This window comes from Corynebacterium sp. HMSC073H12 (assembly GCF_001837775.1).
GTDB lineage: Bacteria > Actinomycetota > Actinomycetes > Mycobacteriales > Mycobacteriaceae > Corynebacterium > Corynebacterium amycolatum.
This window is the reverse complement of the sequence record NZ_KV834038.1, coordinates 383,808-410,085: the sequence shown is the minus strand read 5'-3', so window position 1 is coordinate 410,085 and position 26,278 is coordinate 383,808. Positions and strand designations below refer to the sequence as shown.

Here is a 26,278-nt window from a genome sequence, read left to right as displayed (position 1 = left end):
GGAAACGGCCTAGAATAGGAGCTTCGGTGTTTGACCAACGATATGAGGAGTCCAGATAGCGGTGGGAGTAGAAGCAGGAACTCAGGCAGTCAATCAGCTGACGGCGCAGGATAGCGGCTTCCCCGACCGAACAGCGCCGATTGGCATCTTCGACTCCGGTGTCGGTGGGCTGACAGTGGCGCGTGCCATCATGGATCAGCTGCCGCACGAGTCGATTATGTACATCGGCGATACTGCCAACGGCCCTTACGGCCCACTGCGCATCGCCGAGGTTCGTCAGCACGCTGAAGCGATTGCCGATGAACTGGTTGCACGCGGCTGCAAGATGATAGTCATTGCCTGCAACACTGCTTCGGCCGCATTTTTGCGTGATGCCCGCGAGCGCTACCCAGTCCCAGTAGTCGAGGTCATTCTGCCCGCCGTGCGCCGTGCGGTCTCGACCACCAGGAACGGAAAAGTCGGCGTAATCGGTACCGCCGCCACGATTCGCTCCCGTGCCTACCAAGATCTCTTTGATGCAGTGCCCGGCGTGGATGTCTCCGCGGTCGATTGCCCGCGATTCGTGGACTTTGTCGAGCGAGGAATTACCTCTGGTCGCCAGATTCTGGGACTTGCAGAGGGCTACCTCGCGCCGTTGCAGGCCGATGGTGTGGACACCCTCGTGCTGGGCTGCACCCACTATCCGCTGCTGTCTGGTGTGATTCAGCTGGCCATGGGGGAGGACGTCGCCCTAGTGTCCTCGGCGGAGGAGACGTCGAAGGACGTTCTGCGCATCCTCACAAAGACCGACATGCTCGCTGACCCGGAGAGTAATCCGACCCCTGTGCGCACATTTGAATCCACTGGAGATCCGCAAGTTTTTGCATCACTGGCAAAGCGCTTCCTCGGACCCGGTATTAGCCAGGTCACTATGCATTCCCAAATGTGACCTTTCTTATTAAATCCAGACACTCCATTGGTTTTTTGCTCGTTTTTGATCAATTACATGGCAAGCTTGAAGTATGCGATTGAAGGTTCTGGGATGTACAGGCAGCATGGGTGGCCCATCGGCGCCAGCATCTGGCTACCTCATTGAGCTGGATAACGGTCGAACCTTTGTCATTGATTTGGGTCCCGGTGTCCTCGCCGAATTGCAGAAGATCTCTGATCCTGCAGCCTGTGATTTGTTACTAACTCATGTGCACCCAGACCACACTGCAGACATTCCAGGGCTGCTCGTCTGGCGTCGCTTCCACCCGACAGCCCCGGCGAGTTCCCGGAATCTCCTGGTTGGCCCCGGAGACATTCACGACCGGATAGGCACCATGTGCAAAGCACTGGGAAGTGAAGAAGATGCCAACTTGGAAGACACTTTTGACCAGGTTGTGAGTAACCCCGGTGAGCCTCTGTTTGTCGGTGGAGGCGAAGCGGGCGGAGGCGCCGTCGTCACGCCGTATAGCATGATCCACCCGGTGCCAGCTGTTGGATATCGCATTGAAGCAGATGGTCTGACCATTGCGTACACCGGAGATACTGCGTGGACCGATGAACTGGTGGAGCTGGCGCGGAATGCGGATATCTTCATCTGTGAAGCCACATGGTGCAGCAACGAAGAGGGCACACCGCCGGACATGCACCTGACGGGCTATGAGGCCGGAAAGGCAGCGACACTGGCGGGGGTCAAGAAGCTGGTGCTGACTCACATTCCGCCATACGCCGACGGTGAGGAAGCACTGCGTGCTGCGAAGAGTACCTTTGCCGGTGACGTTGAATTGGCCTACCTGGGCATGGAGCTAGGCGGCTAGTCTCAGCGATTATCGGGTTTCCGTACAGCTGTCGCACCGCATTCGCGCCGGGCGGTAGGGTAGTTGGCATGACTACAGCTAATTCCGATTTTCGCCGTGCCGATGGACGCGCGGTTGATGAAATGCGCAAGGTGACCATCACTCGTGGCTTCACCGACAATCCGGCAGGTTCTGTGCTGGTTACTTTCGGCAATACGCGTGTGATGTGCACCGCTTCCGTTGAGCAGTCGGTGCCGCGATTCAAGCGTGACTCCGGCGAGGGCTGGCTGACTGCTGAGTACTCCATGCTGCCGGCCTCTACCCACGAGCGCATGCCCCGCGAGTCGATGCGCGGCAAGGTCAAGGGTCGTACCCACGAGATTTCCCGTCTAATCGGTCGCTCTCTTCGGGCTGCTATCGACTTGAAGGAGCTCGGTGAGAACACCATCAACATCGACTGTGATGTTCTGCAGGCGGATGGTGGTACCCGCACCGCCTCCATCACCGGTGCGTACGTCGCGCTGGCTGATGCCTTGACATACCTGCATGCAGCGGGTGCAGTTCCGGGCACTCCGCTGAAGGCGCCAGTCGCAGCTGTTTCGGTCGGCATTATTGACGGCCGCGTCTGCCTGGACCTGCCTTACGAGGAGGACTCGCGCGCTGAGGTGGACCTCAACGTGGTGATGACCGCAGAGGGCAAGTTCGTCGAAATCCAGGGCACTGGCGAGGAAGGCACCTTCGACCGAGGTCAGCTGAATGACATGCTCGACTCTGCGGAAAAGGGTCTGCATGAACTCATCGCCCTGCAGCAGGAAGTGCTGCGCGCGCCGTACCCGGGTGAGCTGCCGTGAAGCTCCTCGTCGCTACCCGAAATTCTAAAAAACTAGTCGAGCTCGACCGCATTCTGCGTGCGGCGGGTATTGACTCTGTGGAGCTTCTTTCGCTTAGCGATGTCCCGGAGTACCCAGAGCGCCCTGAAACCGGTCGCACTTTTGCAGACAACGCCTATATCAAGGCTTTTGATGGCGCGACAAACACCGGCTACGCGTGCTTGGCAGACGATTCGGGGCTCAGCGTCGATGAGCTAAACGGCATGCCGGGTGTGCTCTCGGCGCGATGGTCCGGCACTCATGGCGACGACGTCGCTAACTACGAGCTGCTGCTCGCTCAAATGGGTGACTGTCCAGATGAGCGTCGCACTGCGTCCTTCCGTACCGCCTGCGCGTTGGTCGTCCCTGGTGTCAAGGAGGTGCCGTCCGCGCTTGCCGACGGCGGTTTCCCAGCCGTCCTCGATGAAGCCGGTAACCTGCTGCTGGTTGTAGAGGGCCGCTGGCCTGGCTCCATTCTGCGCGAGCCTGTTGGGGACAATGGGTTCGGCTATGATCCGGTGTTCGCGCCCGCAGTTGGTGAGGGCAATGATGCGGAGGGCACTTTGTCTGCGGCACAAATGAGCGCCGAAGACAAGGACGCTTTTAGCCACAGGGGGCGTGCACTGCGTGCCTTGACTCCGGCGCTGAAAATCCTGGCTGAGGCAGAGTCTGAGGGATAGCCCACGGGCGAGCCCTCGAGGGGGGGGAGCCCGCTACTTCAGCTGGAAAGCGGTCTCGACTTCCTCACGGCGCTTCTTCTCGACAAAGAAGGAGAGGAACGGGACGACACCGCCGAGCGCGGTAATAATCCACTTTGATGGTTCCCAGCGGGCCTTGGTGCCCAGGTTTACGGTGGCAATCAGGAATGCCATGTAGCCGAAGCCGTGAATCTGGGCGGTGTAGAAGAACCACCGTGGCGCGTCGGCGGAGTTGTCGAGGATGAGGTACTTGTAAATCATCTCGGCACACAGCAAGAGCAGCATCACACCCGTGAAGTAGGCAGTGACGGAGAAGTACGTCAGTGCCTTCCTTACGCGCTCTTGACGATCTGGATTGATATTGGTCACTAAAAGTCCTTTTCTCGAATAAGCAGTTATCGCCTAGGCGTTGGTGCCAGAGTCCGTCGATCGTGTCTCATCCACACGCTGCACCTTTCGCGAGCCATCTGGGTTGGTCGGCAGGAATTCGTCTGGAATTTCCGTCATGACATCGTCTTTAGTCTCAAAAGCGGCCTCGCTATTGCCGCTCAGGCGCTCGCGTTCGTACTCCATGTACTTGCGGTAGGCCCAAATAAAGAACAGACCGAAAGCAGGCCACTGCAGTGCGTATCCCAGGTTTTGGAATGAGCTGGTTGTGTTCCACCTGCTGAGCTGCCAGTAGGCGAGTGCAAGAGTGGCGCCGACTGCAAGAGCCAAGAAGATCAGTTGAACCACGCGTGTACGAGTGGGAATCTTTGCAGGCTTGTCAGTGGTATCGGAATGCTGTGAAGTGGACACATAACCACCATAGCTAGTCTGTGACCTGCCAAGCTAGCGCGCTTGCTGGATAAGGTAGGGGATGGGACATTAGGAATTCTGTGGCAAACCCGTTAAAGTGTGTACAGTCCAAATGAGCTGTGAAGGTTCGTTGCGCCTTTAGGCGGCTAATAAGTAGTCCATGCCTACGGGGGCTGTACGGAACTTTCACGGATTTGCGACGGGCGCCTGTGGCGGAATTGGCAGACGCGCTGGATTTAGGTTCCAGTGCCTTAGGGCGTGGGAGTTCAAGTCTCCCCAGGCGCACATATATATACCTCGTGACTATGCAGGTCACGGGGTATTTTTATTTTCTTCCCACCAGATTTTTCGCCCTCATTACGCCGCGTGTCCAGAATCTGACCCATTTCCCGCCCGAAGCTACTCCAAGGTCGCCAATCTCCCATGCAGGGTGTAGAAGCATAACTATGAAAATTGTCGTCTGTGTCATTTATCCCCGCTACCCGGATAACACTGAACCTCTCGGCGGCTTTGTCGAATCCGAAGAAACTGCCCTCGCGATTGACAACTGGTGGCGTGGACAGCCTGGCGACATGATTGGTACCTGGGAAGATTTCGAGGTCGAGGTCGAAAGCCGCGATCAACTCCTATATGGAGTCTTTACCGGCACTCCCACTCTCGAAATCACCGATAGCAGTTTCTGGGACCCCATCTGCTATGGGGTATACACCGACCGAGAAGAAGCTGAGGAGGCAACTAAACCGAAGTCGATGTGGGAAACAAACAACAGCCCCCAAAAATACGTCCTCCCCTTCCGCCTGGGCTGGAAGTTTGACCGGTATTTCCCCGATGGAAAGCCCTGGCCGCCAGACCAGTTGTAGATCTGCGACAGTCCCGCCTCTTTTGGCGGGAACACAAGACAGGGCAGTCGCACAGCGCGTGTGAGTACCATTCTGGGAAACCTCTGTTCGCTCATTCCACTGCGTAGGGCAATCGAACCTGTCGATACAATGACGCTGATCGAATCGTATCTTGAATCGTAAGGTGGAAGCAGGGAGGCAGCATGAGCATCTCGATGCATCTGGATGAGTACATGGCGCGTCGTGGCATAGTTCCCGACGACACTGTGGTCAACGATGATCCCTGCGCAATCTTCGACGGCAAAGTCGAGCGCGACGGTAGGTCGCAGCAGGACCTTGAAGAGTCAGAGCGGCGCTTAGAAGAAGCGGAGTCCGCAATTTTGGATGCGCTAGGCGATTAATTGGCGAAAAACTGAGCGTTCTAGTCGCGCATTGACGCTCATTCTGAGTGTGATGTTCATCACCGATTAGGTGTAAATCGACGCAGTTACCGTGGCTTCATTTTCCGTCGCCGATGCTGCCACGGGGATGAAGCGCAAGCAGTTTCCCAGCAGGGGAACACTGTTTCCTACCTGCGAAGTTCTTTCACTTTTGACGCGTTGTGCTCGCTGATCTTGCAGCCGTGTCAGGCCTCTCGTTTTGGGGCTGCAAATTATCTTCGCGTTGATGGCAGCGCAAAACTGCGCGAGAAAAACATGATGGATTCCTCATGATTTATGGCATAGTGTCCTGGCAAGGATTTGGAAACAAAAGATGTTTTCATTTCGTACTCCACAAGACAAGGACCTCAGCCACGTGAAATACGAAAAACTCGCCACTTTGCAGACCAATGTCGTAACTGCTCCAGACCTGGGTACCTTTGCAGTCACTTTTGCCGGTCAATCGCAACCATGGCTGGACACTCTCTCCAGCGTCATGGCCAGTGGCAACTCAAAGAAACTACGGGAAGTTTTCACTCGCGCTGAGGAACTGCTCGCACCGCTTGACGACGATCTCATCGGCCAGCTTCCCGCAGGTTTTGACCCCTTTGGCTGGGCAATCTCACTCGTGACAGACGAGCCTTTTACCGGAGATACAACCAACCCAGCGGTCAGCGTCCCAGGCATCGTCTTGGCACAGTTGGGCATCGTCGAGCTGCTGGCAAAGCAGGGAATTAATATCACCGAAGCGGTAGCGGTAACCGGTCATTCGCAAGGTGTTCTTGCCGCTGAGATTGTCGCTCGCCCAGAGAAGGCAGCAGAGCTTGTTGCACTTGCTCGCCTCATCGGTGTCGCGTGTGCACGCGGAAGCCGAGTAGCTGGATTTGGGCGCGCGCCGATGATGAGCATCTCTGGCCTGACGGTCGAGGAGTTGGAACCTCTGCTCCCACAGGGTTGCGTCATCGGTCTGAAGAATACGCAGACCACTAGCGTAGTTATCGGCAAGCAAGATGAACTAGACCAGCTGGCAGAGCAGCTCGCAGCGCACCAGCTGAAGGGGAGGGAAGTCGAATGTACAGTTTTGCCAGTTAGCGGCGCATTCCATCACCCAGCGCTGGTACCTGCTGTGGCATGGGTAGTGGAGCGAGCTGAGCGCATTGGGCTAGATGCGGAAACGGCGGACCGGCTTGCGCGTGCAATCTTGGTTGACTCCAGTGACTGGAGCGCCGAGGTACGGGGGCTCATCGACCAAGGGGCAACCACCATCTTGGATCTGGGGCCGAACACAGGCGTCGTCAAGCTGACAGAACGTAACTCTGAAGGCTATGGCGTAGCGGTGATTGCTGCGGCAACAGCTGCGGGGAGGAGTGTCCTGTCTGAGAGCGACATTGAGCATCCGACATCGTGGCTGGAGTTTGCACCGCGTCTGGTCACTGGGGATAAGCCCCGTGTCGAGACGAAGTTCACCAAGTTGACCGGGCGCTCGCCAATTCTGCTCGGCGGTATGACCCCGACAACCGTTGACCCTGAGATCGTGGCGGCTGCTGCGAATGCGGGGTTCTGGGCGGAGCTGGCCGGTGGCGGCCAAGTCACGCCGGAAATCTTCGAGGCTAATGTGGCGCGACTCTCCGAACTGCTCGAGGAGGGCCGCAGTGCACAGTTCAACACCATGTTTTTGGATCCGTACCTGTGGGGTTTGCATATTGGAAGCCGGCGTTTGCTCCCGCGTGCGGTGGCAGCCGGTCGACCGATTGATGGCGTAACCATCTCTGCGGGAATCCCCGAGGTGGACGAGGCAGTTGAGCTAGTAAAGCAGCTGCGTGAGGGCGGAATTCCGCATATTTCCTTCAAGCCGGGCACAATCGCACAAATCGATTCGGTGCTTGAAATTGCAGATACCTTGGCGCAGCAGGCCACGCCGTATCCAATCATCATGCAGGTTGAAGGTGGGCGTGCTGGTGGCCATCACTCTTGGGAAGACCTCGATGACCTGCTAATTAACACCTACGCAAAGATTCGCAGGCGAGATGTGGTGCTTGCTGTTGGCGGTGGCATCGGCAAGCCAGAACAGGCCCGTGATTATCTGATGGGTACGTGGTCGACACGTTACGGGTTGGCGCCGATGCCGGTAGATGCTGTCATCATTGGCACAGCTGCGATGGCGGCAAAGGAGTCGACCGCCTCTGAGTCCGTGAAACAAATGCTGGTCGACACCGTCGGCACTGACAACTGGATTCCCGCCGGTAGCGCCATGGATGGCATGGCGTCGGGGCGTAGCCAGTTGGGTGCTGATATCCACGAAATTGATAACGCCGCAGCGCGCGCTGGCAGATTGCTTGACGAAGTCGCAGGTGATCTCACTAAGGTGACCGAACGGCGCTCAGAAATTATCGAGGCAATTAACGCCACCGCGAAGCCGTACTTCGGAGACATCAGCACCATGACGTATGCCGAGGTGTTGAATCGCTATCTCGAATTGTGTGCGCCCGAAGGGACGTTCCTCGATCCGACGTGGTCGACGCGCTTTGTCGCACTCGTCGACCGCGTAGAGGCACGATTGAATGCCGTCGATGCGGGCACGTTTGCCGCGCTTGCCGACGGCGACAGCTTGCGCACCCAGCCGCAGACCGAGATCTCGCGACTATCCGGCCTGTTGGACCTGGATACCCAGCTCCACCCAGCCGATGTCACGTTCTTTATCTCTGAGCTCTGCCGCACACCCGGCAAACCTGTGCCCTTCGTTCCGGTCATCGATGCTGAGGTTCGTCGCTGGTGGCGATCGGACTCCCTATGGCAGGCGCATGACTCTCGCTACGATGCGGATCAAGTCTGCATCATCCCAGGGCCGCAGGCTGTTTCGGGCATTACCCGCGCGAATGAGCCAGTAGCGGAGATTCTGGGCCGGTTTGAAAAAGCTACCGCACAGGCATTGATGGATACCGGCTACCTGCCAGAGGTACCTGTTGACGCCCTCAGCCGGATGCTCGCAGCACCTGTGATTTGGTGGGCTGGCCGACAGCAGCCGAACCCGGCGCTGGCACTTGGCGCGGAACATGAGTGGGTATGTGTATCTGACACAAGTGATGTCTCTCGTTCGCAACGCCTGGAACACCCAGGTACTGGTGCCATGTTGGAGACCATTGGCGCTGATGGGAGCAATGATGAGGGCGGGGAGGACCTCGTCTGGGCACAGCTGACGGTTCCGCTGCCCGATGCTGCGGGGGAGAATACGAAACTGCGAATTCGCCTGTGCCAGAGTGCAGCGGTGGGCGCAGTGCCCGTCGTTAAGCATGCGGATGCGACAGCCGCGATGCGGGAGCTGACGCGAATCGCAGCTGGCGGTGAGCTTGCAAACATCGTCGATGGGGTCGCGGAGTGGGAATCCGTGTGGGATCCGATGGCGATGGCTGACTACGATGCGGTCACTATTGCAGCTGCCGGCGATGAGTCACAGGCGACGGTGCCGGACGCGTTGGTTGGACATGCTTGGCCGGCGATTTTTGCGGCAGTCGCGCAGGCACGTACTGAGACCGGCATTGATGTTGTTGAGGGCATGCTCGCGCTTGTTCACCTTGAGCATCACATTCGTATGATTGGGGCTCTGCCGCAGGAAACCACAACGTTGCGGATTAGTGCGCGTGTCGACGAGGTCGTTGATACGGACTTAGGGCGACTAGTCGTGGTGCGCGCGGAGGTTCGTGATGGCGATGCATTGCTCGCCACCTTGAGCGAGCGCTTTGCCATTCGTGGCCGAAACGGCGGCGAGACAGCGCAGACCAATACTGTGCCATTTCCAACGGTCACGGATACGCCACGGAGTTTCCGCGGTGCGTTGACCGTGGAAGCGCCTAAGGCGATGGAGCCATTTAGCTGTGTCACGGGCGATCGCAATCCTATCCACGTCGATTCCCGTGCAGCAGCGTTAGCTGGTCTACCGGGGGTTATTGTCCATGGAATGTGGCTGTCGGCGATGGCCGAGCATGCGGCTGTTGCCACGTCAGATGCCGGCATTGGCAATCGGGTGATTGAGTTCACTGCGACTATGCTGAGCCCGGTTCTGCCTGGACAAGAAGTGAAATTCTCTGTCGAACGCCGTGGTTTTGATGACCGCCCAGGCGCCGGTGAAGTCCGCGAAGTCACGGCCACAGTAGATGGCGAGCTGGTTTTGACCGCCACTGCTGTAATTGCCGCACCGACGACCGCATATGTCTTCCCTGGTCAGGGGATTCAATCACAGGGGATGGGGCTGTCTGCTCGGACTCGCAGCGTAGCGGCCCGCCGCGTGTGGGACCAGGCTGATGCGATGACCCGAGAGAAGCTTGGCTTTTCCGTACTGGCTATTGTCCGGGACAACCCGGTAGAGGTGGTCGTGGATGGTGTGCGCTATTTCCACCCAGAAGGTGTTCTGAATCTGACTCAGTTCACCCAGGTTGCGATGGCGACGTTGGGGCTGGCACAGGTTGCGGAGCTTCGTGAAGCAGGGCTGCTGGATGAAACAGCTCACTTTGCGGGGCACTCTGTCGGTGAGTACAACGCGCTGGCGGCTTTCGCTGGTGCGCTTGACGCAGACGCCGTGTTGGAGGTTGTCTACCGCCGCGGTTTGACCATGCATGAACTGGTCGAACGTGATGAGCAGGGGAGGTCCAACTATGGTTTGTGCGCCCTGCGTCCGGACAAGATTGGCGTAGGCGAGGACGAGGTCATCGAGTTTGTTAATCGGCTGTCGCAGGAAACCGGTGAGTTCCTCGAAGTCGTAAATCTCAACCTGGCAGGCAAGCAGTACGCCGTCGCTGGCACCGTCGCGGGGCTAGCGGCACTGGCTGAACAGTGCGAGCGCCGTAGCTCGGACGGCAAGGGATTCGTGCGTATCCCAGGTATTGATGTGCCATTCCACTCCAGTGTCCTACGCGACGGTGTGGATTCCTTCCGCAAACACCTGGAGCGGCTGCTACCAGCGGAAATTTCTCCAGAACGCCTGGTGGGACGCTATATCCCGAATCTCACCGCGACCTCTTTTGAGCTGACTGAGAAGTTCGTCCGCCAGATGGCTGCAGTCGTCGACTCAGACATTCTGGAAAACATCCTTGCCGATTTCGACTCTGCCGCTGAAAACCCGGCGCGCCTGGCCCGCATGTTGCTGGTCGAGCTGCTGGCCTGGCAATTCTGCTCACCGGTGAGGTGGATTGAAACGCAGGATCTGCTGCTTGAGGCTCTCGGTGTCAGCCGCATTATTGAAGTCGGTGTAGGTACAGCGCCCACACTGGCAAACCTGGCTGCCCGTACCTGCCAGTTGCCCCGTCACCGAAGCCGGGACATTCGAGTGTTCAATCTCGAACGTGATGCTGATGCAGTGTTTATGCGCGACCAAATTCAGCCGGAAAAGCCTGAGTCCGAGTCGGAGGTGACAACAGAGCAGGACTCGGCGCAGGCTCTATCTGGAGCAGCGGGAGCAGCGGGAGTAGCGGCCGCAGTGGGAGCAGCAGAGCAGGCAGTATCCACCGAACAATCCGCGGCGACCGAACAGGCCACCACGATCACGAGTGCTGCCACTCCGGCTGCCGAAGTTGCTGATATTTCCGTCAGCCCGGCAGAAGCGCTGGAAGTTCTTATTTGCCAATGGACGAAGGTGCGCCCCGACCAGCTCGGTGCCGCTGACTCCATCGAGACTCTGGTCGATGGAGTCTCATCTCGACGCAATCAACTGCTGCTCGATCTCGGAGTGGAATTTGAGCTCGGTTCAATCGAGGGGGCAGCAGATGCGGAACTGGCGGATCTAAAGGACAAGATTGATAGCTTGGCCAGTGGGTATTCGGCATTCGGTCCGATTCTCTCCGAAGCCATTGCCGACGGTATTCGCCGGATTACCGGTCCTGCTGGTGCAGGTGCGAATTACATCGATGATTATGTGCTGGGTGAATGGCAGCTTGGCAAGGGGTGGGCAACCGCAGTCAGTGCTGAGATTATGCTTGGTACTCGTGAGGGCGCATCCCTGCGCGGCGGCGATCTTGCGCATCTGGCACCGGCCGCCCCAACCAATACTGCTGAACTCAACCAGCTGATCGATGAAGCGATCCTTGAGGTCGCCACGCAGCGAGGTGTAGCTGTCGCTAAGCCGTCGGCAAGTGACAGTGGTGCTGGGGTGGTCGACTCGGCTGCACTCACTGAGTTTGCAGATAAACTGACAGGTCAGCGAGGCATTCTTGCTACCGCGGCACGCACGATTCTGGAGCAACTCGGCCACGAGATTACCGATGCCATTGACTTCGATGCCGAAGACGCCGACAGCAACCTGGTAAATCTTGTCACCGCTGAACTCGGCGCGGACTGGCCGAAGCTGGTCACCCCGACGTTTACGCCCACCAAGGCAGTGCTTCTCGACGACCGCTGGGCCACCTCCCGCGATGACCTCGCGCGACTATGGGCAGCCACTGATGAGGATGCGGCTGGCACCGCGCCGGGCAGTATCCATGAAACCGCAGTTGAGCAGGCACAGTGGTGGGCTGCCAAGGCAGACGAGGCAGGACGGACACAGTTGGCGAGTATCTACCGCCAGTTGGCGGATGAGGTCATCACGAATGTGGACGAACTGCCGATGAGCTCCGACATTGCAGTTGTTACCGGCGCATCGCCAAATTCGATTGGTTCCGCCGTAACTGCACAGCTGCTGTCTCAGGGGGCAACCGTTGTTGTTACCACTTCACGCCTTGGACGCGAACGCCTGAGCTTCTACAAGCAGCTCTATCGCGTGAATGCGCAGGGCGAGGCGAAGCTGTGGGTGGTACCGGCGAACTTGTCCAGCTTCCAGGACCTGGATTCCCTTATTGACTGGATTGGAACCGAACAGACTACAACAATTGGTGCGGAAGTGGTCGTGACCAAGCCCGCACTGTCACCGACGCTACTATTCCCGTTCGCGGCGCCTACGGTTTCGGGCTCGCTTGCCGACGCCGGTCCTGCGTCCGAGACCCAAATGCGTCTGCTTCTGTGGTCGGTGGAACGACTCATCGCAGGGATGTCAGCACTTGGTGGGGACAATAATCTGCAGCATCGTTTGCATGTGGTGCTGCCGGGTTCACCGAACCGTGGTCGCTTCGGCGGCGATGGTGCCTATGGTGAAGCCAAGGCCGCTCTCGACGCAGTGGTGGCGCGCTGGAATGTGGAGGACGCTTGGCGTACCCGCACCACTCTGGCTCATGCACAGATTGGTTGGGTCCGAGGAACCAACCTGATGGGTGGAAACGATCCGTTGGTTGCTGCAGTGGAAGCAAAGGGAGTTCGCACCTTCTCCACCGAAGAAATGGCAGCTGAACTGATTGAGCTCGCGAGCTCGGAGACTCGGAAGAATGCTCAAACCCGCCCGATTCAGGCCGATCTCACCGGCGGATTGGGTGACGTTGACCTCAACATTGCGCAATTGGCGCAGGAGGCTGCACAGGCGGCTGGCCTATCAGCTCAAAACTCCGAGGTCGCTAGTGGGGCGCGCTCGCAGGAGCCGTCGTCAAGCCGTGTCTTAAGCGGCCTGCCAAGCCCGCGTCGACCGATTTCGCAGACAACACCGACCTTTGGTGACATCGCAGCGGCTCCGGAGGACATGGTGGTCATCGTGGGCGCCGGTGAGCTTGGACCGTACGGTTCTTCCCGGACGCGCTTTGAGGCCGAAGTCGATGATATTTCTGCAGCTGGAATTGTGGAATTAGCCTGGTCAATGGGGCTGATTTCCTATGAGGGTGGCTGGCGCGATGCCGATGGGCAACCGTTAGCAGAAAGCGACATTGCTTCGCGCTACCGCGATGAAGTGTTGGCGCGAGTTGGTGTGCGTCGTTACGCCGATGATGGCGATTTGGTTGATAATACGATGACTGAGCTGACCACGGTCTACCTGGATCGTGCGTTGAGCTTTGCGGTGCGCGATCGCGCGGCAGCGGAGACTTTTGTCAGTTCCAACCCTGACAACACCACTGCGAGCTTCGATGCTGAGACAGGGCAGTGGCTTGTGACACGAGCCGCTGGCACGCCGGTTCAGGTTCCGCGCCGAATGGCGATGAGCCGCTATGTTGGCGGTCAGATTCCGCAGGGCTTTGACCCGACACGCTACGGTATTCCGGCGGACATGATGGACAATCTGGACCGCGTGAGCTTGTGGAACATTGTCTGTACTGTTGATGCGTTCCTGTCATCGGGCTTCAGCCCAGCACAACTGCTGGAAGCGGTCAACCCGGCGCGAGTGTCGTCGACACAGGGCACAGGTATTGGTGCGATGGAGTCGCTGCGCAGTCTCTACATCGACGGCCTACTGGGGCAACCGCGAGCCAATGACGTCCTGCAGGAGGCATTGCCAAATGTTATTGCCGCCCACGTGATGCAGTCTTATGTCGGTGGCTACGGACAGATGATTCACCCTGTCGCAGCCTGTGCGACGGCAGCGGTGTCGGTGGAGGAGGGCGTCGACAAGATAGCCCTGGGTAAGGCAGATTTCGTTGTCGCAGGTGGCTTCGATGACCTATCCACAGAGGGGATTACAGGTTTCGGCGACATGGCCGCCACAGCTGACTCCGCCACCATGGAAGATAAGGGTATCGACCATGCGTACTTCTCCAGGCCGAACGATCGTCGACGCGGAGGCTTCGTGGAGTCGCAAGGTGGCGGAACGGTGCTGTTGGCTCGCGGAGACATCGCTCGTGACATGGGACTCCCCGTGCTCGGTGTCGTGGCATACGCCCAGTCCTTCGCCGACGGCGCGCACACATCCATCCCGGCGCCGGGTTTGGGTGCACTAGCGGCAGCTCAGGGCGGCGAGAAGTCTCGGTTGGCTCGCGCACTTGCATCACTCGATGTCACTGCGGATCAGGTCGCGGTGTTGTCCAAGCACGATACCTCGACCAATGCCAATGACCCCAATGAGTCTGAACTGCATGAACGCATTGCAGATGAACTCGGTCGCGAGCGCTCGAACCCGCTGCTGGTGGTCTCTCAGAAATCCCTGACCGGACACGCCAAGGGGGGAGCTGCAGCGTTCCAGATCATTGGTCTGACTCAAGTATTGCGCAGCGGCATTGTGCCAGGTAATCGATCGCTGGACTGCGTCGATCCCGCATTGGCTGAGCATTCGCGTCTGGTATGGCCGACGAAGGCAGTCAATTTCGGCAATACGTTGCCGCTGAAGGCTGGCTTTGTTACCTCGCTCGGGTTCGGACATGTCTCGGCACTGGTGGCAGTCGTCCATCCGGAAGCTTTCTATCAAGCGATAATGCAGCACGATGGCGCTGAGGCTGCGGAGCGTTGGCGTAGCGCGGCGCACAACCGCGAAGCGGCTGGTCTGCGTCGCATTGATGAGGCCATTTACGGTGGGGAAGCTCTCTACGAGCGTCCACGCGAGCGAAACCTGGCGGACGGTGGTCGGTTCGGTTCACCCGCTGTATTGGAAAAGGCCGTCCTGCTTTCCGATGGCGCCCGTCTGATCGATGGTGTCCTCCAGCCATGATTGGCGTAGACCTCGTCTATATTCCGAGCTTCGAAGAGCAGCTGAATATGCCAGGAAGTCAGTTCGCGCAGGCGGTTTTCACACCGGCTGAGCTACTGATAGCAAAGCGCCGCCGACTGCTCCGCGGCGCGCTGGCGCGTCACTTAGCGGGCCGCTGGGCTGCGAAGGAAGCCTTCATCAAGGCCTGGTCGCAGACTCTCTTCGGCAGCCAACCGCCGATTGCGCGAGATCAGCTGGACTGGCGGGAAATAGAGGTGCAACCGGATGCCTACGGTCGCGTGAGCATCAGTCTCCACGGAGCTGTGAGCCGCCATTTCCACGATCAGGAATGGCAGCTGGGGCCGTCGTTAAGCATCTCGCACGACGGCGACTACGCAATCGCCGTCGTACGCTTGGACTAGTCCGGCGCAGTGCTAATCGACGGACTTTTGACGGCGACCGACCAGGATGCCGGCACCGAAGATTAGCGCGCCCAGGATTGCGCCGGTTCCGGCGACTGCGGCTGTTTGGAGCGGGGAATTGGTCGCGGCCTGCTGAGTCTGCACATCAGCTTCGCCGAGCCCATTACCGGAAGCGTTGGACTTTGCGGAAGCCTTGCCAGATGCCTTGGATGCGCCGCTGGCCTTGGACTCTCCGGTCTTGGAGGCACCGGCCTTCACAGCTTCTTCGCGTTCCTTGGCGGAGCCACCGACGCTGAGATCCGTGGCCGTGTCCTGGCTGCGGTCGGAAGAACCGTGTGCAGCAAAGGTGTAGAGTGCGCAGTCATTTTCGACGCAGTTGGCGGCCGAGGTGACAGCCTCGACATTGAGCGTGGTAGAGAAGCTGCCGTCGGAGGACATCTGGGAGGTGCGGACAAACTCCGCGGCGGAGAAAGCATCAGCGTTGGTGGTGGAGAACTTGTTCTTCTCAGCCACTGCGACGTAGATGCCGTTGCCGCTGGTTTTGAATCCGGTGCCGGAGACGGTAATTGCGGTGCTGCCCGATGGGTTCAGTTCCGTGGTAGACAGGCTTACCGCCGGGGTTCCGGTCGAGGAGCTGCTGTCGTTGGAGCTGCTGGAGCTGCTGGAAGCGCTGGTGCTACTCGTCCCACTAGACCCCGTGCTGCCACTGGCGCTGGAGCTTGCGCTGCCTGCGGACTGTGAGGAGCCACCGCCGGACGGCAGGGTAGCGTCCTGCTTGGCAGCTCCGCCGGCAAACGATACTGCTGTCGCCGTGTCCTGGCTGCGATCGGAAGAACCGTGAGCAGCAATGGTGTAGACCGAGCAAGCGTTCTGCATGCAGTCTGCCGTGCCAAACTTCGCGCTGACCGGAAGATCCACGCTGAAGCTGCCGTCGGACTTCAAGTTGCCGCGAGAGGTAGATACAAACTTGGTATCCGGGCCGAAGGAATCGGCGTTGGTCACATCCATCTGGTCATTTTGTGCGATACCGACGTAGATGCCCGGTCCAGAGGTCTTGAATCCCTTGCCTTCGACTCGAATGGTGTCGCCGCTCGGGTTCAAGTCTGAGGTCTTGGACAGGCTCACCGATGCGCTACCTCGTGACTGCGACGGTGACTGCGATCCCGACTGTGACTGTGAGCCTGAACCAGTGCTCTGGCCATCACTCGGTGCCGCGCCGGTGGGCCCCTGCGATTGAGCAGCCTGGGAAGTAGCACCCGCCTTGAAAGTGATGGGGACCCACTGGTCATTGCTGCGGTCAGAAAGATTAGGGAACGCAGTAAAGGAGGCTACGTAGCACTGGGTGGAGGTGCAGTCGACATCGCCAAAGCTGGTAGCGACCTTCATCTCCTGGGTAAAACTTCCGTCAGCGCCGACCGTGACCTTGGCGGCTTCGCCATAGGTCGAGGGGTAGCCCGACTTTGGCTTCTCGATTGTCTGGGCCAGGTAAATATTTGCGTTAGCGGGGTAGCCGACTCCCTTGATGGTCACGGTGGCGCCGTCGGAAAGATCAGTGGCAGGGGTCACGGAGAGCTGGCGCTCAGACTGATTGGTGCTACCGCCGAGAAGGTCACCGATGCCGGGGAGCGAACCGCCGAGCTGTCCAATCGATGGCAGCGACTGTGCCGATGCGGGGACTGCGGGTAGGAATCCCGTACTCATTACGACTGCCGAAGCTAGAACAATAGAGCGGGGAAGCAGGCTCCGTCGGAAAGCGCCCTGCGTCGTGGACATGTGAACCTCTGATTCTGTTTGGGAGTTCCGGCGCAGGCGCGGCGAAAAACACAGGGAACCTCACCGCGCTGACCAGAGTAAAGCGTAAACTAAGGCAAGCCTACCCTCTGTGTGTTGATAAGGGCAATAAATGCCCCTGCCGAGGTGGGGAGGGAAGCTTTCTAGTCTGCTGCCTCTGCGACGCTCATGAGATAAGAGATAGTCATGCGTTTGATTTCCTGCACCGTCAGCTCGTAATGAGCTTCCCGCTCAGCATCGCTTCCCGGATGGTCCACCGCATAATTCAGCAGGGCGTACGTCGCGTTAATCATGAGGTCGGAGATGAAGTTCAGTTCCGCATCGCTTGCCGACGGCACCAGCGGGCGCAGCACCTTTGAAATCTCGTTGACCAAGCGTGACTTCGTATCTTCTGCAGTCGCGCGGGTGGCGGGCGTTGATTGAACAGCCAGCCATACGGCTCTTCTAGAAACGTCCTCGCGCCAGAGTTTTGCCAGGTGATCGATGAACTCCGAGAGAAACTCCGGCCATTTCAGGGTGGGGACTGTTTCGCCGAAGCGTGAGACTTCCTCGATGACGGCCTCGGTGTCCTGACGGTCGAGTTCGCAGATCATCACATACTTGTTTGCGAAGAATTGGTAGAGCGTCCCGATTGGAACATCTGCGATGCGAGCGACTTCGTCGAAAGTGAAAGACTCAAACCCGTGCTCGATGAGCACTGTGCGTGCTGAGCTGAGCATGCGTGCGTACCGCTCTCGGCTGCGTTGTTGAGCCGGAGTGCGACGGGGACGAAGAATGTTCGGTGCGTCCTGGGATTGAGTCACTACTGCGAAACCGTCTAGTCGGGATGATATGAGATGAGAGTTTGGGGCCGGGGCCAGAGCAGGCCTTGCGGCCAGCTAGCTGTCGGAAGTCTGTGATTCCACGCCCAAATCACGCAGCACGCGCTGGACGTGCCCCTTGGCACGAACGTTGTACCAGGCCTTTTCAATTTCTCCTTCGGCATTAACCAGGAAAGTCGAGCGGATGACGCCCTGGACAACCTTGCCGTAGTTCTTCTTCTCGCCGAAAGCGCCGAACGCGGTCATAGTTTCTTTGTCCGGATCGGACAGGAGGGTGAAGTTCAAGCCGTGGTCCTCACGGAACTTTGCGAGTTTTGCCGGCTTGTCCGGAGAAATACCTACGACAGGAATGCCGGCATCGTTCAGGGCTGCGGATTCATCGCGGAAGTCGCATGCCTCAGTGGTGCAGCCTGGGGTGTTGGCCCGCGGGTAGAAGTAAATCAGCACGGGCTTGCCCGCGTAGTCCGACAGAGAAACCTGCTCGTCGGCGTCGTTGAGAAGAGTAAACGCTGGGGCAGGATCGCCAGCTTCCAGTCGGATGTTGTTCTGGCCGTATTCTTTGTCGCTGGAGGAAGAAGTAGTCATGGCTTAATCGTATCGACTCTGGAGCGGTGCGTGGCGACTCTGAAGCAATGCGTTGAGTTTTTCCCCGTGCTCGCCCACGTTGCTGTAGTGGAAGTGTTAGTCTTTTAGGCGAACAATCACTTTAGATATTCAACTTTTTAGGGAGTTTACGTGGCTCGCAGCATTGAAGATATCCAGCGCGATATTGAGCGTAACCGTAACCAGCTCGCCCGTACTCTGGATGAGCTAACCGTGCGAACGAATCCGAAGAACGTTGCGGATGACGCAAAGACCCGTGTTTTCGATGCTCTGAATGAGCCTAAGGTGCAGGCAGCACTGGGTGTCGTTGCCGCACTCGTTGTTGGCGGCATCGCAATGGGCATTCGTCGTAACCGCAATCGCAGCAAGGAAATCGACCGCATTCGCGAGATGATTGAGACTGCTGCCAAGTAGTTTTCAGTATTTAGCGCACGGTCTTCGGGTGGTTACCTGGGGTCGTGCGCTTTTGCGTATCTAATCCCTATTGGAGTCAGGCGTGGGGCGTAAGTTGGGGGCTGCGCTTGTTACGCAACCAAAAAGGCCGGGAGGGTATTTCTACCTTCCCGGCCTGTATTGTGCGCCATCAGGGACTCGAACCCCGAACCCGCTGATTAAGAGTCAGCTGCTCTGCCAGTTGAGCTAATGGCGCTTATTGTTTCCTGCTTGGCGCTCTCTTTGTGAGCTCCTCGCCGGCAACGAGAAGATATATAACCAGGTTTCTGATTGTTTGTAAAATCGGCTGGTCAGGCGCTGTTTTTGAATTGATGTTTTTGCATGTTTTTTGAAGGGTTTTGCGCAAGCGTTTGAAAAAAGTTCAAAAAAAGTTTGAAAATCCTCAAAGTGGGGTGGGGCTGTATCAAGGTCATCAACGCCGGGAGCGTGCATTGATGCCGTAGTTACGTTCGGTGACGTTCGGCGGTGTTTAGTAACGTCCGGTAACGTGCCGGTGGCACTTTTGAATAGCGAACTGGTTACTTTTCGGTAACGCCTCCTAGGGGGTGCGCCGTTTTCCCAGGTCGGTGGAAGTGCCCCGGTTTTTTGGGGTTGCACAGCATTTTTCCAGAGGGTTAACTGTAGGAACCGTTGGGCTACTTTGCGTGCTGCGCCCTGTGAAGAGTTGAAAACTGCGATTGGGCAGTCATTACGGCTTTTTCAGTTAGGGCGGGCGTTTTATCGGCGGCTAGTGCCGTTGCAAGGTAGTCTGAACTTTTTCGAGGGCGCACCAGGGGCTGTAGCAGGACTCCGCTGTGTGTCACAGTGTGTCCCCGGACTTACTACTTAATAAAAGCACTGTTGGAGTGAAGCACGATCATGCGGCAATCTTTTAAGCGCCTGTCGACGGCGGTGGTGACATTTGCGGCCACCATTTCGCTAGCTGCTTGTACCGTCGGCGGAGATAATGCCGAGCAGCAAGAGGCGGAGAAGCCAGACGTTGGTCTTGTCGCCAGTGTGAAGGACGATGCCACCGATGTTTCGGTGGTTGACCCGATTTCGGTTCAGGTGGAAGAGGGACATCGCCTGGACAAGGTTGTAATGACCAACCCTGAGGGCAAAGAGGTAAAGGGCAAGCTCGACTCCAGTGGTACCAAGTGGACCACTGCAGAACCCCTGGGCTACTCAAAGACCTATGAGATTAACGCCACCTCAGGCACAGAAAAGCTGGCTACTTCTTTCACCACCATTGAGCCGACTTCTCAGGTAAATGGCTACCTGTCCCCACTGGATGGTTCCACCGTGGGTGTCGGTCAGACTATTGCTGTGAAGTTCAGCGCGAGTATTTCGGACCGCAAGGCCGCTGAGGAAGCAATTAAGGTGACCACCGAGCCTAAGGTGGAAGGCGCTTTCTACTGGCTGAATAACAGCGAGGTGCGCTGGCGTCCAAAGGAGTACTGGAAGCCGGGTACCAAGGTTACCGTGAAGTCCGATATTTACGGCACGGATCTCGGTGACGACATGTACGGTGCGGAGTCCGCCGAAACCAGCTTCACCATCGGTGATGAAGTCATCGCTATCGCTGATGATGCGACGAAGACCATGGTCATTAAGAAGAACGGTGAAGTCGTAAACTCCATGCCTATCTCTATGGGGTCGAATGTTCACCCGACTCCGAATGGCCAGTACATCATCGGTGAGCGCAACGAGACTATGGTGATGGACTCCCGTACTTACGGCCTGTCTCTGGAAAACGGTGGCTACGTCACGCCGGTTAACTACGCAACGCAGATGTCTTACTCCGGTATCTACGTCCACGGTGCACCGTGGTCAACATGGGCACAGGGCAGCGTCAACCAGTCTCACGGCTGCATCAACGTCACTGACGCCAACGCTAAGTGGTTCCTGGAGAACACCAAGCGCGGTGACATCGTGGTTGTGAAGAATACGATTGGCGAGACGCTCTCCGGTGTTGACGGACTAGGTGACTGGAACATCCCGTGGGAGACTTGGAAGAAGGGCAACGCCGACGAGACCAGCTCTTGGTAACCCCCTGTCCTCTAAGTGAGGCCATCACTTAAGTCACACGGGTTAGACCGCTTACTATTCACCCAACATTCCCAGCTCCTGTGCCCGAGCAACAGCCGCGGTGCGGGAGTTGACGTCTAGCTTGGTGAAAATATGCACCAGATGCGATTTCACAGTCGCTTCAGTGAGCACCAGCTGCTCTGCAATTTTTCTATTCGACATACCCCGCGCGACCAACTCGAGCACCTCGAGTTCGCGCGGGGTTAGTGCTGTGTTGGGGTTGCGCATCCGCCCCATCAAGCGCCCGGCCACCTGTGTGTTCAGCACGGTCTCGCCGCGAACGGCGCGACGGATGCCATCGATGAGTTCTTCCGGAGCGGCATCCTTCAGCAGATAACCAACTGCGCCAGCGGTGACAGCGCCGAGGACATCGGAGTCCGAAGAATAGTTGGTCACCACCAACACCTCCGGAGCCTTCACGCCGCGGCCGGCGAGTGCGCGGATGGCTGCCGTGGCATCAACTCCGCCTGCGCGGGAAGCGGTGCCAGGGGCCTCGCCAAAGCGAAGATCCATGAGTACCAGATCGATGTGGTCGCAAGAGTCGTCGTCAAGCGATGCGCGCACCTTCTCGACCGCGTCGTCACCGCTGGCAGCCTCGCCAACCACGACGATATCCGGCGCCGATTCAACGACGGCGCGAAGACCAGCGCGCACGATGGGATGATCGTCGGCGATGAGGACTCCGATGGGCTTGGTCACCTGGCTATCTCCTCGGGTGATGTGAATGGTCGTTTGCTACCTGCATACCAGGCGCGGGGCTTTAAGAGGCGAGCTCGTGCGGGATGCTGACGCTGACACCGCAGCCGCGCCCAGGTTCCGACTCGATTGTGAAGGTGCCGCCGAGCTTTTCCACGCGTCGGCGCGCGTTGGCGATACCTACGCTGTCGTCGTTGGTTGGTGCGGTGGGGTCGAAGCCGATGCCGTTGTCGACGCAGTCGAGCAGAACCTCATCGGGCTGATAGGTCAGAGTGACGCGGCAGCGCGTGGCGCGTGCATGCTTGACGACGTTCGCCAAGCTCGCCTGGGCCACCCTGATGATTGTGGCTTCGACGGTGGCCGGCAGTCGCGTGGGTGTGCCGTCGACGCAGAAGCTGACAGCATCGCCCAGCACCGTGGAGGAGCAGACTTTCTCCAACGCGCCGGATAGGTCAGCCCCTTCGAGGGGCGCCGGCTGAAGTGCTGCGATAATGCGCCGAGTCTCGGCGAGGTTGTCGGCCGCGACCTTGCGAGCGAGCTGCAGCGAATCCACCGAGGCCTGGTCATGCTGAGTGGGAGCACTTTTCATGCGAGACTCCACCGAATGCAGCAGCAGCTGAATGGAGGAAAGTCCCTGCGCCACGGTGTCATGAATGTCGGCTGCGAGGCGTGCGCGTTCGTCCAGCTCACCGGCACGACGGGACAGTGCTTCCGAGTGGGCGCGGGCAGCTGAGAGCTCCTCCAACGCCTTGGTCTTTTCGATAGTCTCCTTCTGCAGGAGCCGAAACCCCAGCCCCACCGTGAGTACAAACGTCCCGCCCAGGATGGGGCCGAGGACACCACCAAATGTCAGCGGAGTATGGATAGCGATGGCGCCAATTGCCGTCGCCGTTGTCGCCGCCACCATGATTACAGCCGTAAGGCCGCCAGTGACCTGCAGAATTACGAAAAACAGTGGGAAAACCAGGAACGAGGCGTCGAGCGTCGCAAACGCCAACGCCGCCCAGCACAGCAGCAGAATCACCAACCAGCCCAGCAGTAGGCCACGCGGTTTAGCCAGTGCGACCTCGTTGGCTACGTTGCCATGCCGAGCCTGACCAATCGGCCCGATGGAACCTGCGATGTACACCGCTAGAAAGCACGCGGCGTAGGTGATGATTCGCCACTGCGGGTCCGGAACCACGCATACTGCCAGCAGCACCAGCACCAAAACGTCCAGGGCAAACCGCAGTAATTGCCAGCTGCGGTTCAGGGTCTCAGGAGTATCCACGCCCTCGAGCTTAGGACAGTTCCACCTGCCAAAACACCGCTGACAAGCCGGAATTGTCAACATCAACCGAAAGTTGGAGACGAAGTTCAACCTCCCTGGCGATTAAATCCTCCTTTGAATCCACGACCATAATGAGTATGTACCAGTCAATGAAAGAACTTCGAGCCGCTCCAGGCCGTGCTGCACTGATCACCATCACCGTCAGCATGATTGCTGTGATGGTCACCTTCCTCTCGGCTTTGGCTGCCGGCCTGTCCGCCCAGTCCGTCTCCGCACTTGACGAGGTCTATGGCAAAAACGACGCCGTCGTCATCTCTGAGGGGGCTACGTCGTTGTCGTCGTCAAGCATGGGTGAGCCGGCGCGTAAGAGTGTCCAGACATGGGCGAGCGATAACGGCGCAGACGTCCGCGATATCTACGTCAGTCGTGCGCGCGTCAACGAAACGCCCGTCACCGTCATCTCCGACTTTTCGCTTAACGACGACCAGGTGGCCGTCACCGACGGTGTCAGTGAAACCGCCATTGCGGAAGGTGAATCGCTGACCCTGTCTGGCGCGATGGGCGACCACGAGACCACCGTTGCGCGCGTGGTGGGGGATAAGTGGCTGGATCACCAGGCAGTTATTTACGCCGGGCGCGGAGTGATGGAAGACCTGACGCCGGGGCAGATGGTTCCGGCGGCGATGGTTGTCGACGAGACTGCGGCACAGCTGCCGAATGTCCCGGAAGGAACCATTCTGCGCGACGGCGAGCGCAATAACCTGTCGGCTTCCTACCAGGGCGAGCAGACTTCTCTCAACGCAATGATCTCGATGCTGTATGTGATTTCTGCGCTGGTAGTAGGCGCATTTTTTACCGTGTGGACCGTCCAGCGACTGCGTGGTGTGGCCATTTCCTCGGCGCTCGGGGCCTCGCGCTCAGTGCTGGTGGCTGATTCTTTGGCACAGGTCCTGGCCGTGCTGGCAATCGGAGTCGGCGGCGGTGTTGCGGTGACCGCGGCAGCGGGCTGGGCTCTGCAGAGCGGCAACGTCATGCCGATTGTGGTCGATGCTTCCACGACCGTCGTGCCGGGGCTCATTCTCGCTGTGACCGGCATAGTTGGTGCGCTGCTGGCACTGGTGCCGGTATTCCGCGTCGATCCGACCACCGCACTGGCGAACGCATAGTGGCTCGTTAATACGGCGGTTTCCCACAAAACCCGTACATCGCGTTAATCATGCACAACCTGCACAACCAGCAACTGAGGAATTGAGGACAAAATGACTACCTACATCGACAACAACGCTCCCGTGGCACTGGCGCTGAAGAACATTTCGCTGACCGTCCAGGACGGTGAAAACAAGCGCACCATTTTGGATGACATCTCGCTGAAGATTCGAGCTGGCGAGGTAGTTGGATTGGTTGGTCCATCGGGTTCCGGTAAGTCGACTCTGTTGACCATCGCAGGTTGTTTGAAGAGCGCCGATACCGGACATGTCACTCTGTACTCCACCAAGCAGGACTCGAACGGTGCAGGCGCGGACGAGAGTGCGGAAAGGACGGCCATTGACCTGAGCGCTCGCGGCGCGGATGCTGCCAAGGTTCGTCGCGAACATATCGGTATCGTCTTCCAGCAGCCGAATCTTCTGCCAGCGCTGACGGTTAAGCAGCAGCTCATCGCAATGCGGCGGCTGGGCCGCGTCTTTGGTTGGCTCGCGGGTGGCCGTTGTGAAGCGGAGAAGCGAGCGGACGAGCTGCTTGAGGCAGTTGGCCTGGTGGGGCTGGGAAACCGTCGCGTGAGCCAGCTTTCCGGTGGTCAGCAGGCACGTGTCAATGTTGCGCGCGCACTGATGAATGAGCCGGAAGTGCTGCTAGTCGACGAGCCGACCGCGGCCTTGGATCAGAAGAGCGCAGGGGCCGTGACGCAACTGATTATGGATGTGACGCGGAAGATGGGTGTGGCCACCCTGTACATCACCCACGACCTGGGCCAGCTCCACGGTGCCGACCGGATCGTGGAGATGGTCGACGGCAAACTGCAGGCATCGGATGCAGGTTTGGTTGCTACTCGGTAGTGACTGTGTGTGGGGGTGGGGCTAAGTAGCAAAAGGGCCCACCCCGGCGACGCGCCGGGCGGACACACAAAAACCCTCGGCCAGGAATTTTCCTGGCCGAGGGTTCTACTTGGGGTGACTGACGGGACTCGAACCCGCGACACCCAGGATCACAACCTGGTGCTCTACCAACTGAACTACAGTCACCATTACCGCATTAAAGTAGCTGTTTCCTCAGCTCATCTCTGCAGCGAACTATATGGTAGCCCACAGTGGGCTGGAAACAAAAACAGCAGGTCAACCCTGATGAATTTGGGAAAGGGTGGGGTTTGGGGTCGTCGTAAAGCGGACTAGCCGCGAATCTCACCGTACTTTTCTGTGGATTCCTTGCTTGCGGCGGAAATAGCGTCGCCATCGGGACCGGGGTGGGGCAGAAGCATGGCGCGACGGTAGTAGTCCAGCTCGCGGATCGACTCCTTGATATCCGCGAGAGCTCGGTGAGCGAGACCCTTTTCTGGAGCGCCCTTGAGGACCTGGGGGTACCAACGGCGGGCCAGTTCCTTGAGGGAAGAGACATCAATCATGCGGTAGTGCAGGTGCTGATCGAGCTCTGGCATGTAGCGGTGGATGAACTTGCGGTCGGAAGCAATCGAGTTTCCTGCCAGCGGAGCGGTGCGGGGCTCGGGAACCCAATGGCGGATGTAGTCCAAAACAGCTTGTTCGGCGTCGGCGACATTGGTCTTGCTTGCGCGAATCTCCTGATCCAGACCGGACTTCGCATGCATCTTGGTGACGAAATCGTCCATCTGTGCCAATTCGGTCTCGGACGCATGCACGACGATGTCCACGCCTTCACCTAGGACGTTGAGGTTGGCATCGGTGACGAGAGCCGCGATTTCGACAATGACGTGGCGCTCGGGCTCGAGGCCTGTCATCTCACAGTCAATCCACACAATCCGGTCGAGCTCAGTGGAGAGCTGGAGATCGGGATTGGGCTGAGTCATGATTTCACCTTTCGCTGAGATTCGGCATGTTTCTGCAGTGCGCCTTATTTTGTGCCCGGACTGGGCTGTGGGGCGCGTGTTGACTACGCCCAGCTTAGCGATGTGGATTGTGATGCGGTTGGGAGTGTGGATTGGAGCGTGGTTTGTGGAGCGAATTGCGGGGAAACGAAATTAACTGGAAAGTGAGGTTTTAGAATTGGACAACGGGGCATGAACTAAATCGACCTATTTGCCTGATAAAATTACTTCTGAATTCGGATTCCAACGGGAGA

21 protein-coding genes and 3 tRNA genes are annotated in these 26,278 nt (G+C 58.3%); 14 read left to right on the top strand and 10 right to left on the bottom strand.

All coding sequences use genetic code 11. From position 1 onward, the window contains the following. The first annotated feature begins 61 nt into the window (after window positions 1–61). From murI to HMPREF2708_RS08465, 4 genes are all read left to right on the top strand, one after another. Entirely contained in the window at window positions 62–928 is an 867-nt protein-coding gene (murI, locus tag HMPREF2708_RS08480) for a glutamate racemase (RefSeq protein ID WP_371326298.1), read from the top strand. A gap of 73 nt (window positions 929–1,001) precedes the next feature. Continuing rightward, the gene (locus HMPREF2708_RS08475) at window positions 1,002–1,784 is read left to right on the top strand and encodes an MBL fold metallo-hydrolase (protein ID WP_070833875.1); all 783 of its coding nucleotides are present in this window, start codon (window positions 1,002–1,004) and stop codon (window positions 1,782–1,784) included. Window positions 1,785–1,852: 68 nt separating this feature from the next. After that, window positions 1,853–2,614 (top strand): ribonuclease PH, encoded by a 762-nt coding sequence (rph, locus tag HMPREF2708_RS08470; protein ID WP_070833874.1) that lies wholly within the window; start codon window positions 1,853–1,855, stop codon window positions 2,612–2,614. Further along, the gene (locus HMPREF2708_RS08465; protein ID WP_070833873.1) at window positions 2,611–3,312 is read left to right on the top strand and encodes a non-canonical purine NTP pyrophosphatase; all 702 of its coding nucleotides are present in this window, start codon (window positions 2,611–2,613) and stop codon (window positions 3,310–3,312) included. The genes rph and HMPREF2708_RS08465 overlap by 4 nt, the downstream gene beginning before the upstream one ends. Before the next feature lie 33 nt (window positions 3,313–3,345). On the opposite strand, the gene HMPREF2708_RS08460 is transcribed toward HMPREF2708_RS08465, so the two are convergent. Next, entirely contained in the window at window positions 3,346–3,699 is a 354-nt protein-coding gene (locus HMPREF2708_RS08460) for a DUF3817 domain-containing protein (protein ID WP_070833872.1), read from the bottom strand. 33 nt (window positions 3,700–3,732) lie between these two features. Then, complete coding sequence (locus tag HMPREF2708_RS08455; RefSeq protein ID WP_070833871.1) at window positions 3,733–4,128, bottom strand: hypothetical protein; 396 nt, start codon at window positions 4,126–4,128, stop codon at window positions 3,733–3,735. Window positions 4,129–4,331: 203 nt separating this feature from the next. Between HMPREF2708_RS08455 and HMPREF2708_RS08450 the strand changes: the two genes are divergently transcribed. The 5 genes from HMPREF2708_RS08450 (at window position 4,332) to HMPREF2708_RS08430 (ending at window position 15,268) form a co-directional block, all read left to right on the top strand. Next, window positions 4,332–4,413 (top strand) — tRNA-Leu (locus HMPREF2708_RS08450). Between the two features lie 161 nt (window positions 4,414–4,574). After that, window positions 4,575–4,988, top strand: coding sequence for a hypothetical protein (locus tag HMPREF2708_RS08445; RefSeq protein WP_070833870.1), 414 nt, complete (start codon window positions 4,575–4,577; stop codon window positions 4,986–4,988). A gap of 182 nt (window positions 4,989–5,170) precedes the next feature. Beyond that, a complete protein-coding gene (locus HMPREF2708_RS08440) occupies window positions 5,171–5,368 on the top strand; it encodes a hypothetical protein (RefSeq protein WP_038628037.1) in 198 nt (65 codons plus the stop codon). A 394-nt stretch (window positions 5,369–5,762) separates the two neighbouring features. After that, window positions 5,763–14,867: a type I polyketide synthase gene (locus HMPREF2708_RS08435; RefSeq protein WP_070833933.1), complete on the top strand. Its 9,105-nt coding sequence runs from the start codon at window positions 5,763–5,765 to the stop codon at window positions 14,865–14,867. Beyond that, window positions 14,864–15,268, top strand: coding sequence for a holo-ACP synthase AcpS (locus tag HMPREF2708_RS08430; protein WP_070833869.1), 405 nt, complete (start codon window positions 14,864–14,866; stop codon window positions 15,266–15,268). Before HMPREF2708_RS08435 ends, HMPREF2708_RS08430 begins: the two co-directional genes overlap by 4 nt. A gap of 12 nt (window positions 15,269–15,280) precedes the next feature. Here HMPREF2708_RS08430 and HMPREF2708_RS08425 read toward each other — a convergent pair whose 3' ends face one another. The 3 genes from HMPREF2708_RS08425 to bcp all read right to left on the bottom strand — a co-directional run bounded on the left by HMPREF2708_RS08425 (window position 15,281) and on the right by bcp (window position 18,465). Beyond that, window positions 15,281–17,041, bottom strand: a complete 1,761-nt coding sequence (locus HMPREF2708_RS08425; RefSeq protein ID WP_083321902.1) for a neocarzinostatin apoprotein domain-containing protein — start codon at window positions 17,039–17,041, stop codon at window positions 15,281–15,283. Between the two features lie 161 nt (window positions 17,042–17,202). Beyond that, window positions 17,203–17,862, bottom strand: coding sequence for a TetR/AcrR family transcriptional regulator (locus tag HMPREF2708_RS08420; protein ID WP_070833867.1), 660 nt, complete (start codon window positions 17,860–17,862; stop codon window positions 17,203–17,205). Window positions 17,863–17,937: 75 nt separating this feature from the next. Next, window positions 17,938–18,465, bottom strand: a complete 528-nt coding sequence (bcp, locus tag HMPREF2708_RS08415) for a thioredoxin-dependent thiol peroxidase (protein ID WP_070833866.1) — start codon at window positions 18,463–18,465, stop codon at window positions 17,938–17,940. 150 nt (window positions 18,466–18,615) lie between these two features. On the opposite strand from bcp, the gene HMPREF2708_RS08410 reads away from it, so the two are divergent. Next, complete coding sequence (locus HMPREF2708_RS08410; protein WP_038628049.1) at window positions 18,616–18,897, top strand: DUF3618 domain-containing protein; 282 nt, start codon at window positions 18,616–18,618, stop codon at window positions 18,895–18,897. 162 nt (window positions 18,898–19,059) lie between these two features. Here the strand turns inward: HMPREF2708_RS08410 and HMPREF2708_RS08405 are convergent. Continuing rightward, window positions 19,060–19,132 (bottom strand) — tRNA-Lys (locus HMPREF2708_RS08405). Between the two features lie 662 nt (window positions 19,133–19,794). On the opposite strand from HMPREF2708_RS08405, the gene HMPREF2708_RS08400 reads away from it, so the two are divergent. Then, the gene (locus HMPREF2708_RS08400; RefSeq protein ID WP_070833865.1) at window positions 19,795–20,964 is read left to right on the top strand and encodes a L,D-transpeptidase; all 1,170 of its coding nucleotides are present in this window, start codon (window positions 19,795–19,797) and stop codon (window positions 20,962–20,964) included. Window positions 20,965–21,018: 54 nt separating this feature from the next. On the opposite strand, the gene HMPREF2708_RS08395 is transcribed toward HMPREF2708_RS08400, so the two are convergent. Then, window positions 21,019–21,702 (bottom strand): LuxR C-terminal-related transcriptional regulator, encoded by a 684-nt coding sequence (locus tag HMPREF2708_RS08395; RefSeq protein ID WP_083321901.1) that lies wholly within the window; start codon window positions 21,700–21,702, stop codon window positions 21,019–21,021. Window positions 21,703–21,763: 61 nt separating this feature from the next. Further along, entirely contained in the window at window positions 21,764–22,969 is a 1,206-nt protein-coding gene (locus tag HMPREF2708_RS08390; RefSeq protein WP_070833863.1) for a sensor histidine kinase, read from the bottom strand. 149 nt (window positions 22,970–23,118) lie between these two features. On the opposite strand from HMPREF2708_RS08390, the gene HMPREF2708_RS08385 reads away from it, so the two are divergent. After that, complete coding sequence (locus HMPREF2708_RS08385) at window positions 23,119–24,135, top strand: ABC transporter permease family protein (RefSeq protein ID WP_083321912.1); 1,017 nt, start codon at window positions 23,119–23,121, stop codon at window positions 24,133–24,135. Window positions 24,136–24,228: 93 nt separating this feature from the next. After that, the gene (locus HMPREF2708_RS08380) at window positions 24,229–25,023 is read left to right on the top strand and encodes an ABC transporter ATP-binding protein (RefSeq protein ID WP_070833862.1); all 795 of its coding nucleotides are present in this window, start codon (window positions 24,229–24,231) and stop codon (window positions 25,021–25,023) included. A gap of 110 nt (window positions 25,024–25,133) precedes the next feature. On the opposite strand, the gene HMPREF2708_RS08375 is transcribed toward HMPREF2708_RS08380, so the two are convergent. Then, window positions 25,134–25,209 (bottom strand) — tRNA-His (locus tag HMPREF2708_RS08375). A 143-nt stretch (window positions 25,210–25,352) separates the two neighbouring features. After that, window positions 25,353–26,006 carry an oligoribonuclease gene (orn, locus tag HMPREF2708_RS08370; RefSeq protein WP_070833861.1) on the bottom strand — a complete coding sequence of 218 codons (654 nt, stop codon included), beginning with the start codon at window positions 26,004–26,006 and terminating at the stop codon, window positions 25,353–25,355. On the opposite strand from orn, the gene HMPREF2708_RS11115 reads away from it, so the two are divergent. Then, window positions 26,005–26,181, top strand: coding sequence for a hypothetical protein (locus HMPREF2708_RS11115; protein ID WP_168168110.1), 177 nt, complete (start codon window positions 26,005–26,007; stop codon window positions 26,179–26,181). The two genes, orn and HMPREF2708_RS11115, sit on opposite strands and share 2 nt — an antisense overlap. Window positions 26,182–26,278: the final 97 nt, after the last annotated feature.

Coding starts and splice junctions, on each gene's coding strand:
- HMPREF2708_RS08475 (WP_070833875.1), top strand. CDS start 1,002: ATGCGATTGAAGGTTCTGGGATGTACAGGCAGCATGGGTGGCCCATCG.
- rph (WP_070833874.1), top strand. CDS start 1,853: ATGACTACAGCTAATTCCGATTTTCGCCGTGCCGATGGACGCGCGGTT.
- HMPREF2708_RS08445 (WP_070833870.1), top strand. CDS start 4,575: ATGAAAATTGTCGTCTGTGTCATTTATCCCCGCTACCCGGATAACACT.
- HMPREF2708_RS08440 (WP_038628037.1), top strand. CDS start 5,171: ATGAGCATCTCGATGCATCTGGATGAGTACATGGCGCGTCGTGGCATA.
- HMPREF2708_RS08430 (WP_070833869.1), top strand. CDS start 14,864: ATGATTGGCGTAGACCTCGTCTATATTCCGAGCTTCGAAGAGCAGCTG.
- HMPREF2708_RS08425 (WP_083321902.1), bottom strand. CDS start 17,041: ATGTCCACGACGCAGGGCGCTTTCCGACGGAGCCTGCTTCCCCGCTCT.
- bcp (WP_070833866.1), bottom strand. CDS start 18,465: ATGACTACTTCTTCCTCCAGCGACAAAGAATACGGCCAGAACAACATC.
- HMPREF2708_RS08400 (WP_070833865.1), top strand. CDS start 19,795: ATGCGGCAATCTTTTAAGCGCCTGTCGACGGCGGTGGTGACATTTGCG.
- HMPREF2708_RS08385 (WP_083321912.1), top strand. CDS start 23,119: ATGAAAGAACTTCGAGCCGCTCCAGGCCGTGCTGCACTGATCACCATC.
- HMPREF2708_RS08380 (WP_070833862.1), top strand. CDS start 24,229: ATGACTACCTACATCGACAACAACGCTCCCGTGGCACTGGCGCTGAAG.
- HMPREF2708_RS11115 (WP_168168110.1), top strand. CDS start 26,005: ATGATTTCACCTTTCGCTGAGATTCGGCATGTTTCTGCAGTGCGCCTT.
- orn (WP_070833861.1), bottom strand. CDS start 26,006: ATGACTCAGCCCAATCCCGATCTCCAGCTCTCCACTGAGCTCGACCGG.